At 65.8% G+C, this 18907-nt stretch carries 18 protein-coding genes; 11 read left to right on the top strand and 7 right to left on the bottom strand.

Features of this window, described 5'->3' with window-relative positions:
• The 3 genes from BGP02_RS19015 to mmsB all read left to right on the top strand — a co-directional run.
• A partial coding sequence (locus BGP02_RS19015; protein WP_286798994.1) for an ABC transporter substrate-binding protein occupies positions 1–301 on the top strand: 301 nt, incomplete at its 5' end.
• Positions 302–480: 179 nt separating this feature from the next.
• On the top strand, positions 481–1980 hold the full coding sequence (locus BGP02_RS19010; protein ID WP_017234829.1) for a CoA-acylating methylmalonate-semialdehyde dehydrogenase: 1500 nt from the start codon (positions 481–483) through the stop codon (positions 1978–1980).
• A gap of 35 nt (positions 1981–2015) precedes the next feature.
• Positions 2016–2945 carry a 3-hydroxyisobutyrate dehydrogenase gene (mmsB, locus tag BGP02_RS19005; protein ID WP_268566892.1) on the top strand — a complete coding sequence of 310 codons (930 nt, stop codon included), beginning with the start codon at positions 2016–2018 and terminating at the stop codon, positions 2943–2945.
• Positions 2946–3031: 86 nt separating this feature from the next.
• Here mmsB and BGP02_RS19000 read toward each other — a convergent pair whose 3' ends face one another.
• Complete coding sequence (locus BGP02_RS19000; protein ID WP_268566891.1) at positions 3032–3454, bottom strand: hypothetical protein; 423 nt, start codon at positions 3452–3454, stop codon at positions 3032–3034.
• Positions 3455–3642: 188 nt separating this feature from the next.
• Here BGP02_RS19000 and BGP02_RS18995 point away from each other — a divergent pair, with 188 nt between their 5' ends.
• From BGP02_RS18995 to BGP02_RS18980, 4 genes are all read left to right on the top strand, one after another.
• Positions 3643–4557: a bestrophin family protein gene (locus tag BGP02_RS18995; RefSeq protein ID WP_017234832.1), complete on the top strand. Its 915-nt coding sequence runs from the start codon at positions 3643–3645 to the stop codon at positions 4555–4557.
• A 55-nt stretch (positions 4558–4612) separates the two neighbouring features.
• The gene (locus tag BGP02_RS18990; RefSeq protein WP_017234833.1) at positions 4613–4969 is read left to right on the top strand and encodes an ArsR/SmtB family transcription factor; all 357 of its coding nucleotides are present in this window, start codon (positions 4613–4615) and stop codon (positions 4967–4969) included.
• Positions 4953–5900 (top strand): SRPBCC family protein, encoded by a 948-nt coding sequence (locus BGP02_RS18985; protein ID WP_017234834.1) that lies wholly within the window; start codon positions 4953–4955, stop codon positions 5898–5900. Before BGP02_RS18990 ends, BGP02_RS18985 begins: the two co-directional genes overlap by 17 nt.
• A 235-nt stretch (positions 5901–6135) precedes the next feature.
• Positions 6136–6543, top strand: a complete 408-nt coding sequence (locus BGP02_RS18980; protein ID WP_017234835.1) for a DUF4148 domain-containing protein — start codon at positions 6136–6138, stop codon at positions 6541–6543.
• A 94-nt stretch (positions 6544–6637) separates the two neighbouring features.
• On the opposite strand, the gene kefC is transcribed toward BGP02_RS18980, so the two are convergent.
• A complete protein-coding gene (kefC, locus tag BGP02_RS18975) occupies positions 6638–8557 on the bottom strand; it encodes a glutathione-regulated potassium-efflux system protein KefC (RefSeq protein ID WP_017234836.1) in 1920 nt (639 codons plus the stop codon).
• Positions 8557–9303, bottom strand: a complete 747-nt coding sequence (gene kefF, locus BGP02_RS18970) for a glutathione-regulated potassium-efflux system oxidoreductase KefF (RefSeq protein WP_286798990.1) — start codon at positions 9301–9303, stop codon at positions 8557–8559. Before kefF ends, kefC begins: the two co-directional genes overlap by 1 nt.
• 272 nt (positions 9304–9575) lie before the next feature.
• Here kefF and BGP02_RS18965 point away from each other — a divergent pair, with 272 nt between their 5' ends.
• A complete protein-coding gene (locus BGP02_RS18965; RefSeq protein ID WP_017234838.1) occupies positions 9576–9869 on the top strand; it encodes a hypothetical protein in 294 nt (97 codons plus the stop codon).
• A 57-nt stretch (positions 9870–9926) separates the two neighbouring features.
• Here the strand turns inward: BGP02_RS18965 and bcaP are convergent, their stop codons facing one another.
• From bcaP to BGP02_RS18945, 4 genes are all read right to left on the bottom strand, one after another.
• A complete protein-coding gene (gene bcaP / locus BGP02_RS18960) occupies positions 9927–11342 on the bottom strand; it encodes a branched-chain amino acid transporter BcaP (protein ID WP_286798989.1) in 1416 nt (471 codons plus the stop codon).
• Between the two features lie 612 nt (positions 11343–11954).
• Positions 11955–12725, bottom strand: a complete 771-nt coding sequence (locus tag BGP02_RS18955; protein WP_286798988.1) for an SH3 domain-containing protein — start codon at positions 12723–12725, stop codon at positions 11955–11957.
• Between the two features lie 78 nt (positions 12726–12803).
• On the bottom strand, positions 12804–13910 hold the full coding sequence (locus tag BGP02_RS18950; protein ID WP_017231523.1) for an S-(hydroxymethyl)glutathione dehydrogenase/class III alcohol dehydrogenase: 1107 nt from the start codon (positions 13908–13910) through the stop codon (positions 12804–12806).
• Between the two features lie 145 nt (positions 13911–14055).
• Positions 14056–15777, bottom strand: coding sequence for a putative bifunctional diguanylate cyclase/phosphodiesterase (locus BGP02_RS18945; protein WP_286798987.1), 1722 nt, complete (start codon positions 15775–15777; stop codon positions 14056–14058).
• A gap of 496 nt (positions 15778–16273) precedes the next feature.
• Between BGP02_RS18945 and yfiR the strand changes: the two genes are divergently transcribed.
• The 3 genes from yfiR (at position 16274) to yfiB (ending at position 18867) form a co-directional block, all read left to right on the top strand.
• Entirely contained in the window at positions 16274–16828 is a 555-nt protein-coding gene (yfiR, locus tag BGP02_RS18940; protein ID WP_268566886.1) for a regulatory sequestration protein YfiR, read from the top strand.
• A gap of 134 nt (positions 16829–16962) precedes the next feature.
• Positions 16963–18195 carry a diguanylate cyclase DgcN/YfiN gene (dgcN, locus tag BGP02_RS18935; RefSeq protein ID WP_150563706.1) on the top strand — a complete coding sequence of 411 codons (1233 nt, stop codon included), beginning with the start codon at positions 16963–16965 and terminating at the stop codon, positions 18193–18195.
• A gap of 186 nt (positions 18196–18381) precedes the next feature.
• Entirely contained in the window at positions 18382–18867 is a 486-nt protein-coding gene (yfiB, locus tag BGP02_RS18930) for an outer membrane lipoprotein YfiB (protein WP_232424479.1), read from the top strand.
• The last annotated feature ends 40 nt before the right edge of the window (positions 18868–18907 follow it).

Below are 18907 nucleotides of genomic sequence, written 5' to 3'. Positions count from 1 at the left end.
GTATTCGAGCGTGTTGCATTACCTGCGCGCGGTGGCGGCGTCTCAGAGCGTGGATGCCAAGGTGGTCGCGCAGAAGATGCGGGAAATGCCGATTCGCGATCCGATCATGCACAACGCCTCGATCCGTCCGGACGGGCGCGTGATCCACGACATGTACCTATTCCGCGTAAAGTCGCCGGCCGAGTCGAAAGGCCCGTGGGACTACTACACCAAGGTCGCCACGGTGCCCGCGACGGAAGCCTTCCAGCCGTTGTCGAAATCGACATGCTCGCTCGTGAAGACGAGCACGGCGGCAAAGTGAGCGACGCTTGATCGTCATGGGATCGTCGCGGCGCAGGCCTCGCTGCGATTGCCTATCTTGTAATTGCCGGCGGCGCTGCGTGGTCATTCACCGTAGCCCGCCTTCCACCGAACCCTGAAGTCATTCGCAGTCTTTTCGCCCCCGAATCCTCGCATTCGTTTCCATCAGGAGAGCATGTCATGTCCCTACCCACCATTCCGCTGCTGATCGACGGCAAGCGCGTCGAGTCGAAGTCCTCGCAGTGGCGCGACGTTGTGAACCCGGCCACGCAGGAAGTCGTCGCACGCGTGCCGTTTGCCACGACGGAGGAACTCGATGCCGCTGTGGCGTCGGCCAAGGCGGCCTACAAGGGCTGGCGCAATACGTCGCAAGCCAACCGCATGCGCGTGATGTTGCGCTTCCAGCAGTTGCTGCGCGAGCACACCGGCGAACTCGCCGAATTGATCACGCGTGAGCACGGCAAGACGCTGCCCGACGCCGAAGGCGAAGTCGGGCGCGGCCTCGAAGTCGTCGAACACGCATGCTCGATTGCCTCGCTGCAGTTGGGCGAGTACGCGCAGAACGCCGCGGGCGGCGTTGACGTCTACACGCTGATCGAGCCGCTGGGGGTGTGCGCCGGGATCACCGCGTTCAACTTCCCGGTGATGCTGCCGTGCTTCATGTTCCCGCTGGCGGTGGCCACCGGCAACACGTTCGTGCTCAAGCCGTCGGAGCAGGATCCGAGCGCGTCGCTGCGCCTGGCCGAACTCGCGCTCGAAGCCGGCCTGCCGCCGGGCGTGCTCAATGTCGTGCATGGCGGGCCGGACATCGCCAACGGCATTTGCGATCACCCGGACATCAAGGCCGTGTCGTTCATCGGTTCGACGCATGTCGGCACGCATATCTATCGTCGCGCCTCGGAGGCGGGCAAGCGTTGCCAGGCGATGATGGGCGCGAAGAACCACTGCGTGATCCTGCCCGACGCGGATCGCGAGCAGGCCATCAACCACCTGCTGGGCGCGGCGTTCGGTGCGGCGGGGCAGCGTTGCATGGCCACGTCCGTGGCGGTGCTCGTGGGCGAAGCGCGCGCGTGGGTGCCTGAGCTGGTGGCGCGTGCGCGCGCACTCAAGGTGGGTCCGGGCTCGGACCGCACGGCGGATCTCGGCCCCGTGGTGTCGAAGCAGGCGCGTGCGCGCGTCGAGAAGCTCATCGGCGCCGGCGTGGAGGAGGGCGCGAAACTGCTGCTCGACGGCCGCGGCCACACCGTCAAGGAAGCGCCCGATGGCAACTTCGTCGGTCCGACGATTTTCGACGATGTCACGGCCGACATGTCGATCTACCGCGACGAGATTTTCGGACCGGTGCTGTGCATGACGGGTGTCGATACGCTCGATGAAGCGATCGCCTTCGTCAACGCCAATCCCAACGGCAACGGCGTGGCGCTGTTCACTCAGGATGGCGGAGCGGCACGCCAGTTCCAGAACGAGATCGACGTTGGGCAGGTCGGGATCAACCTGCCGATTCCGGTGCCGGTCGCCTGGTTCAGCTTCACCGGCTCGCGTGCGTCGAAGCTGGGCGATCTGGGGCCGAACGGCAAACAGGCGATTCTGTTCTGGACGCAGACCAAGACCGTGACGGCACGCTGGCAAGCGCGCGGCACGGGCCCGGCGGGCGTGAACACGACGATCACGTTGAAGTAACGCGCACGACTCTTTCGGAGATTCGGAGACAGACGATGGCTACGGAAACGCAACAAAATGCCTGGCGTGTCGCCTTCATCGGGCTCGGCAACATGGGCGGGCCGATGGCGGCGAATCTGGTGAAGGCGGGGCACGCGGTGCGCGGCTTCGACTTGTCGGACGCGGCGCTCGCGCGACTCACGGCGGCCGGTGGCACGGCGGCCACTTCGATTGCCGACGCCGTGCGCAACGCTCAGGTGGTCATCACGATGCTGCCCGCCGGCGAACATGTGCTCGCGGCGTACGATGGCCCGGACGGTGTGCTCGCGCATGCCGCGCCGGACGCCGTGCTGATCGACAGCAGCACGGTGCCACCGGAAATTCCACGCCAGTTGGCGACGCTCGCGCGTCCGGGCACACCGTTGCTCGACGCGCCGGTGTCCGGCGGCACGGCGGGCGCGGCCGCGGGCACGCTCACGTTCATGGTGGGCGGCGATGCGGCGCTCGTCGAGCGCATGCGGCCGCTGCTCGGCAACATGGGACGGGCGATTCATCACGGCGGGCCGCTGGGCGCGGGGCAGACGCTCAAGCTGTGCAACAACATGCTGCTGGGTATTCTGATGGCGGGCACGAGTGAGGCGCTGCGTCTGGGGATCGCCAACGGACTTGACCCGAAGGTGCTTTCGGCCGTCATGCAGCAAAGCTCCGGGCGCAACTGGACGTTGGAGGTCTACAACCCGTGTCCGGGTGTGATGGAGAATGCGGCGTCGTCGCGCGGTTACACCGGCGGTTTCGCCACCGATCTGATGGCGAAAGACTTGCGTCTCGCCCACGGGGCGGCGGTGGCGGGCGACGTGGCGACCCCGCTCGGCGATCTGGCGCGGCGCATCTTCGAGGTGCATCGGGCCAACGGGCACGGCGCGCTCGACTTTTCGAGCATTTTCCAGGACCCGGTCACGCTGGCGCAGGCATTGGCCGTGAAGTGACGGTTGTCCGGCAAGGCCATTGAAACGCCCGTCGGCTTAACGGCCGACGGGCGTTGTCTTTGCGGATCACGGCAGCCGTGCCGACGTCAGCCAGCGATCATGCGATGCAGCTGATCGAGTTCCTGATTGAGGGCGCGTTGCTCGTCGCCCGACAGGCCGCCGCCGTGTTGCGCGGCCATGTCGCGGGCTTCCTGCGCAATGGCGCCAAGGCGGCGGTGCAAGTCATAGCCGCGCGGCGGCGGGTAATAGCCTTGGTTGACGTGATTGTCGATGTCGCGCGATTCATTGCCGATACGGCGGTCGATCTGCTCGCGACGTTGCACGGCGACGGTATGCGGGTCCGGCGCCACGATGACGCGCGCCGCAGGCGCTTGACGCGGCGGTTCGACCACGCAGCCCGACAGACTGCCGAGCACGCCGGCGAGTCCGGTCAGCAGCGCGATGGCCGCCAGTCCGCGTAGCTTACCGGTCCCCCCGGCGGTGTGAGGCGTGAGGTATGGGACGTTCATGATCGTTATTGAGTCCTGGTGTACGCCAAGGCGGCGTAATGCGATTTTCGCCAGCGGTCCGGGCGGCGCACAGCGATGTTGCAATCGGTTGCAACCATTTCAAACCGGCCGATATGGGCGTATCATCCCGGCGCAACGGCTCCCCCCACAGCCAGTCCTTCCGCGCTTGCGAGCGCCTCCATTCCCCCATGATCGTCCGACCCAATCTGAACTGGCTGCGCATGCTCTTTGTCGTGCGCGGCTCGATCGTTCCCAAGATTGCCCCGCAGCTCATTTTCACCACCCTCATCTCGATCGCCGTCACGTTGGCCCACGGACGCGTCTTCGAATGGAAGATTCCGCTCACGTTCGTGCCGTTCTCGCTGATCGGCATCACGCTCGCGATTTTCCTCGGCTTTCGCAATACCACGAGCTACGCCCGCTACTGGGAAGCCCGGATGCTCTGGGGCAGCGTGCTCAATGAGACGCGCGCGCTGGCCCGTCAGTCGATGACGCTGGTGTCCGATACCTCGGAATCGTCGCGCTTCGTCGCCTATCTCATCGCCTTCGTACACGGCATGCGCCATCAGTTGCGCGGCACGGACCCGCAGGCCGACTTCGAACGGCTGCTCGACAAAACGGACGTGGCCTGCCTCGCCCGCAAGCAGTTCAAGCCCATCGCGATCCTGCTCATGGCGGGCGAATGGCTCCGGGAACGCCGCTCGCGCGGGCAGATCGAAGCGCCGCTCGCGCAGGTCATGGAGATGCATCTGGATCGGCTCGGCGAAGCCATCGGCGGCTGCGAGCGCATCGCCACCACGCCGATCCCGTTCACTTACGGCGTGATCCTGCACCGCGTGACCTATCTCTACAGTCTGCTGCTGCCCTTCGGTCTGGTCGATTCGATCGGCCCGATGACGCCGGTGGTCGTGGCCTTCCTCTCGTACACCTTCTTCGCGCTCGAAGCGGTCAGTGCCGAAATCGAAGAGCCGTTCGGACTGGAGCCGAACGATCTCGCGCTCAACGCCATGTCCGAGACCATCGAGCAATCGCTGCGGGAAATCCTCCATCGCCAGCACACGGCCCGCCTGCGCCCGCGCAACGAGCATCACATTATTACCTGACGATTCTGATACTAAAGTCCTTGCTTTACTTTTCTGAGCGCCTATACTCAAGTACATGCTTGACCATGACATCACCCTCGATCTGACCTTTCAGGCGCTGGCCGACGCGTCACGCCGCGCGATGCTTGCGCGGCTGGCGCAGGGGCCGGCGTCGGTGAGCGCGCTCGCGCAGCCGCTGGCGATGTCGTTGCAGGCGGTCATGCAGCACCTGGCCGTACTTGAGAGTGCGGGGCTGGTGCGAACGGAAAAGGCCGGACGCGTGCGAACGTGCCGGATCGAACCCCAGGCGCTGAGCCTTGCCGAGCGATGGATTCATCAGCGCCGTCACGAGTGGGAGGGCCATCTCGACCGATTGGGCGAGTATCTGGCCAGCCTGCCGCCCGAAGGAGGAGTTCATGAGGACAGCCAGTGAAGCCATACCCGAAACGCAGCCGAGTCCGCTGAGCGTTGGTCGGACTTACGCAACCACGCGCGAAACCGTATTTCTCGCCTGGACCCGCACCGATGCCGTGAAGCGATGGTTTTGCCCGACCGGCTACACCGTGCCCGAAGCGAAGATCGATGCCCGCGTGGGTGGCGTTTTCGACCTGCGCATGCAATCGCCAGAAGGGGAGTCGCATTGGATTCGCGGGCGTTTCATCGAGATCGACGCTCCGGCACGTCTGGTGATCGACATGGAAGTGACCGACGCGAAGGGACAGGCGCTGTTCGGCGCGCGCACGACGGCGCAATTCACGGAAGTGGGGCAAGGCACGCGGTTGGATGTCGAGCAGCGCTACACCGTTCACGATCCCGCGTTCGCCTGGATGCCCGCTGGTGCCGGTCAGGGTTGGGCACAGACGCTCGATAAGCTGGGCCGCGAGGTCATGCGCGACGCGGAGGCGCCAACGCAACGCAGTGTGGTGCATGCGACCTTTCGCATCGAGCGTCAGTACGCCGCGTCGCCTGCGCGCGTGTACCGTGCGCTGACCGAGCGCGACGCCAAGGATCGCTGGTTCGCCAGAAGCGATGGCCTGACGTTGCTCGAGCGCTCCATGGATGTGCGCCCCGGCGGCCGCGAGGTGGCGAAAGGGCAGTGGGCAAGCGGCATGGTGTCCACGTTCGACGCGCTGTACTTCGATGTCGTGCCCGATGCGCGGCTTGTCTACACCTACGAGATGCATCTGGATACGCGCAAGATCTCCGTGTCGCTCGCGACGATCGATCTTCGTGCGCATGATGGCGGCACGCAACTCGTCATGACCGAGCAGGGCGCGTTCCTGGACGGCTACGACGACGCGGGATCGCGCGAACGCGGTACCCAGCAGTTGCTCGATGCCCTCGGCGCCTCGCTCGTCGACTGAGCCCCCACCCGCACGTTTGCCCAACGCTTACGACGCCGCTGCGCCCCGTTTCCCGGGGGCAGCGGTGTTCGTCGCAGCGCGATTGCCCCATTGTGGTGCGTCGATTCTCATCGAAAGCCGCAATAGTTCCTCGACAAATATCGCGTTTTTCATCTCGGCGGCGAGTTCTAGACTTCCTTCCATCGACGGCGCAATTGAAAACAAAGTCGTCGCAAACTAGACAGGAGTTAAGAAAATGAACCGCAAGAACATCGCAATCGCCCTTATCGCCGCCGTGGCTTCGTTCGGTGCTGTGGCCAGCAACGCTGCCGAGAACGGCAACAACTACCCCGAGATCGCCTCGCAAGGTCAGCCGCTCACGCGTGCCGCCGTGCTCGCTGATCTGGCACAAGCCCGCGCTCAAGGGCTGATCCCGAACGGTGACGCCGACTATCCGGTCTATGTCGCTTCGGCCTCGACCAAGAGCCGCGCCGACGTGAAGGCCGAACTGGCCCAGGCACGCGCGCAAGGCCTTGTGCCGCAGAACGACGTCGACTACCCGATCGTCGCCTCGCAAGGCCCGAGCGCCACGCGCGCTGGCGTGAAGCAGGAACTGGCGCGTGCCCGCGCCGCAGGTGAGCTGAACGTCAGCCAAGGCAGCTGATCGCCGGCCGGCTGTCGCCGTAACGTCAAAAGCCGTCCCGAGGGAAAATCCTCGGGACGGCTTTTTGTTCGTCCGACGAATCGAGATCGGGCGATCAGGCGCGGCGGTCTTCGGCCGCGGGCGTGTCCGGGGTTCGTGACGCCAGTGCGTCGGTGGGCGTCGGGGCAGGGGCCGCGTCAGGCGCGCGCTCGCCGTCCCAACCGAACGTGACGTGCCGCCGCGCATGACGCTGCTCGCGCTCGCGTGCCATCTGCTCTTCGAACTGGCGGCGGCCTTCCTTGGCCGCGGCGACCATTGCCTTGCGATCCTGGTAAGCGGGATACATCTCGTCGGTCAGTTGCAAATTGGCGCGCCGGAAGGCCATCGCCGCCTCTCTCGCCTCGGCCGCCGGCCAGCCCAGGGTTTCAAGCACCGACCGCGCACTGCGCAACGACGACTCGAAGACTTCCCGTTCAATGTGTTCGACGCCACGATCGCGAAGCTGGAACAGATGGCCGACGTTGCGCGCCCGCGCCACGATGGGCACGTCGGGGAAGTGTTCGCGCAACAGGTCGACGATTTCCAGGGACTGATCGACGTCGTCTACGGCGACGACCACCGCGCGGGCATGTGCCACGCCCGCGATACGCAGCAGATCGAGCCGTGTCGCGTCGCCGTAGAACACCCGGAAGCCAAACTGGCGCAGGCTCTCGATGGTGTCGGGATCGTGATCGAGCACGGTCACCGAAACGCCCTGCGGCACCAGCGTGCGGCCAACGATTTGCCCGTAGCGTCCAAAGCCGCAGATCACGACGCTGGCAGACTGCGGCTCGTCGATCTCTGCCATGCGGGGCGATCCCGTCACGCTGTAGCGCGGCAGCAGCCACTTGTCGATGCCCACGAGCAGCAGCGGCGAGACCAGCATCGAGAGCGCGACGGCGCCGATGAGGAACGACGACACCGCCGGAGGCAGCACTTGCGGTCCGGCCGACTGGAACACCACGAAGGCGAATTCACCGCCCTGTGCCAGCAGCAGCGTGAAGATCGGCCGTTCTTGATAGGGCAGTTGCATCCAGCGCGACACCCCGTAGATGGCCAGTCCTTTGAGCGCCATGAAGCCGATGACGACGGCGATCATGCGCAGCGGTTGCGCGAGCAGCACACCGAAGTCGATGCTCATGCCGACGGCAATGAAGAACAGCCCGAGCAGAAGCCCCTTGAACGGTTCGATGTCGGTTTCCAGCTCCCGCCGGTATTCGCTCTCGGCAAGCAGCACGCCGGCGAGGAACGCGCCGAGCGCCATCGACAGGCCGACCCATTGCATCAGTGTCGCGATGGCGACGACGAGCAACAGCGACGCCGCCGTGAAAATCTCCGGCGTGCGGCTGTTGGCGATCCAGCGCAGCAGCGGGCGCAACGCCAGCCGCCCGCCAAGGATGATCGCCGCAATCACGCCGACGATTTTCAGGGCTTCGAGCGCGCGCGCCGTCCCGGTCATCACGTGGCTGTCGAACGAATTGGCCAGCAAGGGCAGCAGCGCGAGGATCGGGATCGCGGCAACGTCCTGGAACAGCAGGATCGAAAAGCCCGCCTGACCGCTCGGGGTGCCGAGCAGATTGCGCTCGGCCATCACCTGCAAGGCGATCGCGGTCGACGAGAGCGCGAGGCCCAGGGCCGCGACGAGGGCGATGCGCCACGGCGCGCCGAGTGCGACGCCCGCCGCGAAGAGCAGCACCGCGCACCCGACGACCTGCGCCGAGCCCCATCCGAAGATCGGCCGTCGCAGATTCCACAGGCGTCGTGGTTCCAGTTCGAGGCCGACAAGAAAAAGCATCAGCACCACGCCGAATTCGGCGAAATGCAGCACGTCTTCGACGCGCGCGACAAGACCGAGTCCCCAGGGACCGATGGCGATCCCGGCGGCGAGATAACCGATGATCGCGCCGAGTCCCAGCGCACGCGACAGCGGTACGACAATGACCGCCGCGGCGAGGTAGATCAGGCTGGCAAGCAACCAGGCCGGTACGTGTTCCATCAGGCGGCCCTCCCTGAGCTTGCATTCGTGGTGCCGGCCACGTCGGCGACGCCGGTTGCGCAGCGCGGACGATCCGCGACCGGAATGTCCTGACACTCGGGCGCGTCTGCCATGGAAATCAGCTCGGGCCATTGCGGGTACGTGGCGAGCTTGCCGGCAAACGCGCTCACGTGGGCATCGAGTGCGGCATCGTCGCTGCGTCGCGCGCCAAAGAACACGTGCGGGGGCAGGAAGCGCATGTTGCACAGGCGCGCCATCTGCTCGTAGGGCGGCAGGAACGCCGAGAACTCGTGCTCGTTGTAGCCCTCGGGGCGATAGCTCGCCTGTGGCCCGCCGGCACTCGCCACGAGCCAGAAGTCCTTGTTCGCGAGCGCATGTCCGTCATGGCCGTACGCCCAGCCCCACGACAGCACTTCGTCGAGCCAGAGCTTCTGCAGCGGCGGCATGCTGTACCAGTAGATCGGATGGACGAGCACGACCAGGTCGGCACGCGCCACGCGCCGTTGTTCGGCCGCAATGTCGATGCTGAAGTCGGGATACGTCGAGTACAGGTCGTTGACGTCGACACCTGCGATGCTGCGAGCGGCGTCGAGCAGGCGGTGATTGACGCGAGAGTCGCGCCAGCGCGGGTGCGCCACGATGACATAGACGGCTCGCGTCGGCGCATCGTGACGGGGCGCGCCGTCGATGTCCGGGACGGCGGTGGGGAGAGGGGAAGGCGCGGGGGCAGTCATGCGGGGGAGCATACCGCATTCGTCTGGCGCCCGACATCACGTCGGGCACCGCCGGGCGTTGCCTGCGGCAGTCCATTCGAGATCGCGTCCGATACTGCTGCGTGGCGAACACAGACGCGATGTCAGGCTAAAGACTGCGGTCGCGAAGGCCGTTAAGGCAGGATAAGCGCTGCGCAGATTCTGCAGGCGGCGGCAGGCCGAACGGCATACCGCACGTCACACGACGAATAACCAGAACCCTGGCGCCGGTGGAGCATCCGTGCTCACGCCGGCGCAATACCGACATGTCGCCGCAATCCTTTCGTACTACCGTCAATCTGATCTATCACGGCCGCAACGTCGCGCTGGCGCTTTTGCTCGTCGCGCTGATGTACAACCAGACGTTCTGGATCGTCGTGAGCGTTGCTGCGGCGGCGCTTTGTACCGGTGCGTTGCGCGAAGCGGCGCGGATGCCGGAGGAAGACGATCTGCCGCCGCGTCCGCTGGTCATCCAGGTACTGCGCATCTCGGTGCCGCTGCTGCTCACCATGTTCGCGCTAGGCTACGGCGCCGTGTGGATCAATCGCAATTTCGGCTGAGCCGGGCCTGCCCGCGCGCTCGCGCCTGGGCGCGAGGGGGGACAGCAAGCGGCGCGCTTACGACTGCGCCGGAAGCGCGTCGCGCGACTTGTGCAGCAGCGCGTTGCGGCGCGCATACGTGAAATAGATCCCCAAGCCGATGACGAGCCACACCACGAAGGCGACCCATGTGGTCGCTTGCAGGTGCGCCATCAGGAACAGGCACAGACCGGCGGAGATAAGCGGCACGACCGGGGCGCCGGGCACGCGGAACGCGCGCGGCAGGTCCGGGTGCGTGCGACGCAGTACCAGCACGGCGACCGACACCAGCGCGAACGCCGACAGCGTGCCGATGTTGATCAGCTCGGCGAGCACGCCCAGCGGCACAAAGCCCGCGATGACGGCGAACACCACACCAATGATCCACGTGCCGGCGAATGGCGTTTTGTGCGTCGGATGAATGCGCGAGAGCAGCGGCGGCAGCAGGCCGTCGCGCGACATGGCATACGTAATGCGGGTCTGGCCGTAGGTCATCACCAGGATCACAGTCGTCATGCCGAGAATCGCGCCCAGATCGACGAAGCCCGCGATCCAGTTCTGACCGGCATATTGCAGCGCCAGCGACACCGGGTGGTCCACGCCCGCGAACTTCGCGAACGGCACGATGCCGGTCATGATCGCGGCGACCGCCACATACAGCAGCGTGCAGACGATGAGCGAGCCAATTATGCCGATGGGCAGATCGCGGCCCGGATTGCGGACTTCTTCCGCTGCCGACGTCACGGCGTCGAAGCCGATGAACGCGAAGAACACGAGCGCGGCGGCGTTGAACATGCCGCCGGTGCCGAACGGCATGAACGGTGTCCAGTTGGCCGGTTTGACATGCCATACGCCCACCGCGATGAACAGCAGCACGACGCCGATCTTGATCGCCACCATCAGATTGTTGATGCGGGCGGACTCACGCACGCCGTACGACAGGACCCACGTGATGAGCAGCATGATGACCACGGCGGGCAGGTTGATGAAGGTCGTGACGCCGGGCACGCTGCCGGGTGCTGCCGTGATGGCGGCGGGCAAATGCAGACCGAAGCCTGCCGCGAGCGACTGGAAGTAGCCCGACCACCCGACCGAGACGGCCGACGAGGCCAGCCCATACTCGAGCATCAGATCCCAGCCGATGATCCACGCGACGATCTCGCCGAGCGTGGCGTAGCTGTAGGTGTAGATCGATCCCGAGACGGGAATCGTCGACGCGAATTCCGCGTAGCACAGGGCCGCGAAGCCGCAAGCGGTGGCCGCGATGATGAACGAGAGCGTGAGCGCAGGGCCGGCGGTGAGGGCGCCGGTGCCTGTGAGCACGAAAATGCCGGTGCCGATGATGGCGCCGATGCCCATCAGGACCAGATCGACCGGGCCCAGCACCTTTTTGAGACTGCCGGTACGGCTCGCGACCAGCATGTTCTCGATGTTTTTGGTTCGAAAAAGACTCATGACCTGCAAAAGGTTCCTGCAACGTATGCCCCTGGCGTTCGCGTGGCGCGCCGTCGGGGAATCCACGGGAGAGGTCTCCCGCGACCTGGCTGCAAGGGCACCCCGGGCTTGTGGCCGCTCGTTCCCATGCCTGGCGGAACACCACAGGGTGGGTCGAACCTCCTCGTTGCGCTAACGTCGCCGGTGCGCACGGCACCGATCTGTCGGCCGTCGGTAGCGTGCATGGGGATGCGCGCCGGATGCGGCAAGACGATAGGCAACCACGGCGCGCGCTACGCGCACCGGGGCGGGACGAACACGATCGAGACTTACGGAGGATCCTGCCGGACTGCCGTGTGCGTGGCGACTGTCGCCGTGGCACATCGGAGAAGGGTGGGTCTGCAAGGTGGGTGCCCGTTCGACGCCGTGGCGTCGTTCGGGCGAAGGCTCGCTGTCCTGCGGTCCGGCCATCGGTGCCTGATCGGCGCCTCCGCCTGGCCGGAATTGCTCATATTTTAAGCGATTTTTCCCAAGGTGCGTACAGCGTCTGCTGAATTGGGGGCACATGGATGGAGGAGCCGTGGCGCGAGGGCCGCCGCGTCGCAGACAGGGCGACGCGCGCGGTTGGCGGGGTCAGTGGTTGGAACCGCCGGGGCCACCGCCCCCCGGACCGCCGCCGGGCGGACGTCCACCATGTCCACCGCTCTGTCCGCCTGCGCGTCCCCCGCCTCGCCCACGGTCATTGTCTGCGCGATTCCCCCCACCAGGCGGACGCGGACCCGCACTACCGCCGCCTCCCTGTGGACGCGGCCCTGGGCTGGCGCCGTGCCCCGGAGGGCGCGGCCCGGGCCCCGGGCCCGCACCGTGTCCGGGCGGGCGGTTCCCCGGTCCGGCCCCCGGTCCCGGCGGGCGCGGCCCTGCGCCGGGATAGTGGCCCCCGGGCGGACGCGGTCCGGCACCTGGATAGTAGTGCCCCGGCGGCCGCGGTCGCGGAGGCGGGCGTTGCCAGTAGCGCTGATCGTGATACCACGGCCGGCCACGATAATAGTTGCCCCAGTACGCGCCGATCGAGAACGTCACGATGGGCAGCCCGATCATCGGGCCGTAGTTGAGCACGGGCACCGGGCTGCCCTGATACGGATAGCTGAGCAGCGCCGCGTAGATCCAGCCGCGCGCGCCGGGCAGGCCGATGTCGCACCACGAGTAATCGGACAGACAGCCGTAGACCGTCACGGGCATGCCCGCGCCGGTCTGGGCGACAATCGGGTAATCGACGGCCGGACCGGCGCGCACGTTGGCCGGCGCGTTGATCACCGCCTGCCCGGACTGCGCCGACGCCGCCTCCGGCAGCGCGACCAGCATCATGGCGCCCGCGAGCACGAGCGGCAAAGTCCATGTCTTCATGTCCGTCTCCTTGTCGTGACGGCGGTGCGTCCGGCACCCGTGACGCGCGGGCGGAACAGCGCCTTCGAAACGTGTCGATCAGTACAGCACGACCGAGCGGATCGACTCGCCGCGCTTCATCAGATCGAAGCCTTCGTTGATCTGGTCCAGACGCAGCGTGTGCGTGATCAGGTCGTCGATGTTGATCTTACCCTCCATATACCAGTCGACGATTTTCGGCACGTCGGTGCGACCGCGCGCCCCGCCGAACGCCGACCCCTTCCACTCGCGGCCCGTCACCAGCTGGAACGGACGCGTGCTGATCTCCTGACCCGCGGCGGCCACGCCAATGATGAACGACTGGCCCCACCCCTTGTGGCAGCATTCGAGCGCCTGACGCATGGTCGTCACGTTGCCGATGCACTCGAACGAGTAATCGGCGCCGCCGTCGGTCAATTGCACGATCGTGTCGACGACGTTTTCGACCTCATTCGGATTGATGAAGTGCGTCATGCCGAACTTCTTGGCGAGTGCCACGCGCCCCGGGTTGATATCGACGCCAATGATCTTGTCGGCACCGACCATCTTCGCGCCCTGGATCACGTTCAGGCCAATGCCGCCGAGGCCGAACACCACGACGTTCGCCCCCGCCTCGACCTTCGCCGAATAGACCACGGCGCCCACGCCGGTCGTCACGCCGCAACCGATGTAGCAGACCTTGTCGAACGGTGCGTCCGAGCGGACCTTCGCGACGGCGATTTCCGGCACGACGATGTAGTTAGAGAACGTGGACGTGCCCATGTAATGGAAGATGGGCTTGCCGTCGAGCGAGAAGCGCGACGTGGCATCCGGCATCAGGCCGCGGCCCTGCGTGCTGCGGATCGCCTGGCACAGGTTGGTCTTGCGCGACAGGCAGAACTTGCACTGGCGGCATTCGGGCGTGTACAGCGGAATGACGTGATCGTCTTTCTTCAGGGTGGTGACGCCCGGACCAACGTCGACGACGACGCCCGCGCCCTCGTGCCCGAGAATGGCGGGGAAGATACCTTCCGGATCGGCGCCGGAGAGTGTGTAGTAGTCCGTATGGCAGATGCCGGTGGCCTTGATCTCGATCAACACCTCGCCGGCGCGCGGCCCTTCCAGATCGACTTCCTCGATGGTCAGGGGTTTGCCGGCTTCCCAGGCAATGGCGGCTTTGGTCTTCATGGCGATAATCCTCGTTGCAACGTCGTTCGGGGGAGTCCCTTCGCGACGTAACATACCGCGTTCTCAAGACGCGCGCGAGTCTTGACACGCCATGTCTGCGGAAATAGCGGGGCCGGGGGCAACAATCGCGGCTCGGCGGCGAGCGTCAGCGTCGCGCGCCGCTGCCCAGCGGTGCCACGATGTGATAAAAGCCGCCCATGTCGACCGGCCGAGCGAACCAGAATCCCTGCGCTTCGTCGCACCCCAGCTCTGTGAGCCGCTGGGCCTGCGCCTGCGTCTCCACGCCCTCGGCCGTCACGCGCAGGCCGAGCGAGTGGGCCATAGCAACAATCGCGCTCACGATGGCATGGCTGTGGGCATGCGTGAGCATGTCGCGCACGAAAGTCTGGTCGATCTTGAGGCGATTGACGGGGAAACGGGTCAGATAGGCGAGGCTGGCATACCCCGTGCCGAAGTCGTCGACGGCGATCTCGACACCCATGTCGTGCAGTGAGCGCAGACAACCGACCGCGGCGCTCGAGTCCCCGAGCAGCACGGTTTCCGTGATCTCGATCTCCAGGTGGCGAGGTTCCAGCGCATGCGCGCTCAGGGCACGCTCGACCATGCCCACGACGTCCTGCCGTGCAAACTGCTGCGCCGACACGTTGACGGAGATGCGCGGCAGATGGCCGCACCGCCGCAGCAGACGGCTCGCCTCGCGGCAGGCCGTTTGCATCACCCATTCGCCCAGCGGCAGGATCAGTCCCGAGGTTTCCGCGATCGGGATGAATTCTGCCGGCCCGATGACCCCCAGCGCCGGGTGACGCCAGCGCAGAAGCGTTTCTGCGTGGCGGATCTCGCCGTCGGACAGACTGACTTGCGGCTGGTACACGAGATGCAGTTGCGTGTGCGCCTGCTCATGCACCGCGACGCGCAACAGACTCTCGAGTTCGTTGCGCCGCCGCGTCTGCGCGTCCATCTCGCTGCTGAAGACGCGCAGTCCGCCACCGGCGGCGCTGGCGATACCCAGCGCAATGTGGGCTCGGCGCAGCAGCGTGTCGGGGGTATGGCCGTGTTCGGGATAGCTGACCAAGCCGATGCTCGCGTCGAGCGCGACGGCATTCTGGTCGACGTCGGCCCATTGGGCGAGCCGTGCCTGAATTCGAGCGGCGAACAGACGCGCGCCGTCGCCCGTTTCGTTGGTGACGATGACGAAACGGCTGCCGCCGAGGCACGCGAGGGCGTCTTCGGGGCCGCTGGCTTCGCGCAGGCGTTCGGCGGCGATGCGCAGCGCCAGCTCTGCGGTCGGTGGACCGAAGGTGCTGCGCAATTGGCGCAGGTGATCGAGTTCGACCAGCAAAACCGTCAGCCCGACCTGCTGGCGCGCGCACCGATGAATCGCCAGTTCGAGCCGTTCGTTGAGCAGCGTCTGGTTGGGCAACTGGGTGACCGGGTCGTGATGCGTGACGTACCAGAGCCGGGACGCCACCTGCACCTGTTGCGAGAGGTCGAGCACGATGCCCACCCAGCGTCGTTCGCCGGGGGCATGTTCGACGCAGGAAAGCGCCAGCCGTACGGGCAGCCAGCTGCGCACATGTGTGAGCAGATGCCATTCGTCGTCGTACGGTACCGCTTCGGTGGCCGACAGACTGGCCAGCGCTGGCAGGCGACGACGCGTCAGCTCGGACGGATCGAGCAACGACAGGAAGCTGCGCTTGCCCAGCAGGTCATCGGGGCGATGGCCCGTCAGCCGCGTGAACGCGCCGTTCATTCGCTCGAGCATGCCGTCGTCCGTGCAAACGAACATGGCATAGGGCGCACTGTCGAGCGCGGCGCGGCTCAACTCGGCTTGTACGTCGGGCACCCGACGAGGCACGGGATCGTTCATGCCCGGTCCCCCCGAAAGCCGGCCAAGCCGGACTTCAGGAACGTCATGCAATACCTCCCTGGCGTCGCGATTTTTATCTCGAAAATCGAGAGATCGGATCGCCAAATTTCTTTTGTTTTTCAAATGGTTGTGCGTACCATTCTGCCATGAGGAGCGCGCGCGCGGGCAAGGGAAAACGCGGGGGCGATGGGGGTTCCGAAAATGCGTGGGCACGCGCATGCTGTGGGCTGCGATCCGCCGCAGGCGCGCCTTGAATCGCGGCGGCCAGCGACGGCAAAACACCGCCCACGGCGGGGGCGACCGGGGGTATTTCTATGGCCCGAGCGCGATCCCTTCGGTATGATGCGGCCTGATTCACGCGGGTTTGCGCAGCACGCCGGTCAAGCCTCGCGTGACGTGCCCGCCACCACCGACATTCGGCAAAAGGAAGAGAGCGTTGCATAACGCGTGCACATCAACGAGCGGTATGACCCGGGGCCTCTGGCGAGAACGTCGGATGCCGCTTCGTCTGCGCGCGCCCCTGGCGTGTTTTCTGTGGCTCGTGTGCTGGGCCACGTTCGGCAGCGCATTTGCACAGACGCCGGAGCCCGCCGCTGCACCCAACGTGCGGGACGCCAACGTGCGACAGGTGGTGCTCGGCATCATCAGTTTCACCCGCTGGCCGACGGACCCCGCCAAGGTGCGACTGTGTGTGGTCGGCAATACCGACTACGCGCGCGATCTGCTCGCCGGGCCGTTGCCCACCCTGGGCTTGCCGGTCGAGGCGAAGCGTGTTGCGGTGACGGAGCCTGCCATTGGTTCGTTGTGCGACGCGTTGTATCTGGGTGCCGTGAGTGACACCGAGCGTCGGCAATTGCTGGCGAACCTCGCCGGTCACCCCATCCTGACGATCAGCGAGCGGAACGACTCGTGCACGCTCGGGGTCATGTTCTGCCTGAACGTCGATACGGAGCGAGTGACGTTCGACATCAACCTCGACACCGTTGCGCGGAGTGGCGTTCGTGTCCACCCCAACGTGCTCAAGCTGGCACGAAAGCCGGGGACACCATGACGACCCATCGTCCTTCATCCCCGCCCATGCCGCCCGGCGGCTCGTCGGTCGCCGGCCTGCTGCCTGCCGATGCGTCGGCCGAAGGCGAACGTGAGCTGCCGTTGGCGACATCGCATGTCGCGGCGCCCGACCCGATGCGCGGTCGCCGGCCGTCGTTGCAGGGCATGCTGCGCCGTACCCACTTGCGCCTGGCCGTGTCCGCCGTCGTGCTCGCAGCGGTCTCGCTGTCGCTGGTGGCGTGGATCGCCTTGCGCGCGTATGCCGAGAACAATCTTCTGCTGATCGGGCGCTCGCTTGCCTACACCACGGAGGCCGCGGTCGTGTTTGGCGACCGCCTGGCGGCTCAGGAAGCGATTGCGCTCATCGCGAGCGACGAGGACCTTGCTCAGGTGCGGGTGTTCGATGCGAACAATGCGCCGTTCGCGCAGTGGCGTCGTCCGGACGGCGGCGCCCTGACACAAGTCGAGCGCGTGATCGCGAACGTCGCGCTGCCCGGACCCGTGACAATGCCGATTCGTCATGACGGAAAAGTCGTCGGCACTATCGATGTGCAGGGGCAGGGGCATCAGTTCTTCCTTTTCCTGCTGAGCGGGGTGGGCGGCGTGCTCGCCTGCCTGCTGGTGACGTTCGCCGTGGCGAACGTCCTGGCCAAACGGATGCACCGCGATATCGTCAAACCGTTGCGGGCACTGGCGGAAGTGGCGCACGCGGTGCGCCGCGAGCGAGCGTTTCATCAGCGCGTGGCGGCGACGCCACTGGCCGAACTGAAGGAACTCGGCGATGACTTCAACGCACTGCTCGACGAGTTCGAGGGGTGGCAGAATCACTTGCGCGCGCAGAATGCCACGCTCGCGCACCAGGCCAATCACGATCGGCTGACGGGGCTGCCGAACCGGGCGTATTTCGAATCGCGCCTGGTGCAGGCGCTTGCCGACGCGCGCGAAATGGGCACGCACGTCGCGCTGCTCTATCTCGACAGCGATCGTTTCAAGGAAATCAACGACCAGCGAGGGCACGGTGCGGGTGACGTGGTGTTGATGACCATTGCCGAGCGTCTGCGCCAGCCGCTGCGCGAGGGCGATCTGGTGGCGCGTCTGGGCGGCGACGAGTTCGCCGTCATGCTCGTGGGCGTGCGACAGACGTCGAATGCCGTGCGTCTCGCGCAGAGTCTGCTCGTGGCGATGGAAAAACCGATTGTGCTGCCGGATGGCGGCGAAATCGTCACATCGATGAGTATCGGTGTCGCGTTGTACCCGACCCACGCCGAGGACGCCGCCGCGCTGCTGCGCACGGCGGACGCGGCCATGTATCAGGCCAAGCGTGCTGGCGTCGGCACCTGGTTTGTGGCGGGGAGTCCCAAAGGGTGAACCAACGTGAATTGCGCCATGCTGGATGAACACCATAACCATAATTGACGACCGGATGACACACTGCCATGGGGATCTGCTTTGGACTTCGCTGTTGAAACGCACGACACGCACGACTCGCATTCTGACCTTTCGCACCGCGCAATGGTGGCCCATGGCGCTCGCGCCCTCGCTCGATGGAAGGCGTTGGCTCGCAGGCTGATGGGGCTGGTGTGTCTGGTGGGATTTGCCGCCCTGGCGGGCTGCCAGACCACGCCCGTGCACGGCCTGACGGCCGAGCAGATCGCGGCGCTGAAATCTGAAGGCTTTACGCAAACCGAAGACGGTTGGGAGTTCGGCTTGTCCGACAAGGTGTTGTTCGATACCGACGAGTTTGTGATTCACGATGCGGCGCGCCAGACAGTGGCTCGCATCGGCCGCACGCTCCTGAAGGTTGGCCTGAACAGCGTGAGTGTCTATGGTTATACCGATTCAGTGGGCAGCGATACCTACAACGAGCAGCTTTCCGCCCGCCGCGCCGACGTGGTGGCCAACGTGCTGGTCGAGGCGGGCATGCAGCGTGCAGCCATTCAGACGATCGGGGCAGGCAAGCGCAATCCCGTTGCGGATAACAGCACGGCGACCGGCCGCGCCCAGAACCGGCGTGTTGCCATCGTGATCTCCACGCGCTGAGCGACGACACATCCCGTTTCGCTCTGCCAAACCTGGGGGG

Origin of the sequence: Pandoraea sp. 64-18 (assembly GCF_001899225.1) — a bacterium.
In the GTDB taxonomy this organism is placed as follows: Bacteria; Pseudomonadota; Gammaproteobacteria; order Burkholderiales; family Burkholderiaceae; genus Pandoraea; species Pandoraea cepalis.
The sequence above is the reverse complement of the archived record's forward strand: the minus strand, read 5'-3'. Positions and strand labels throughout refer to the sequence as shown.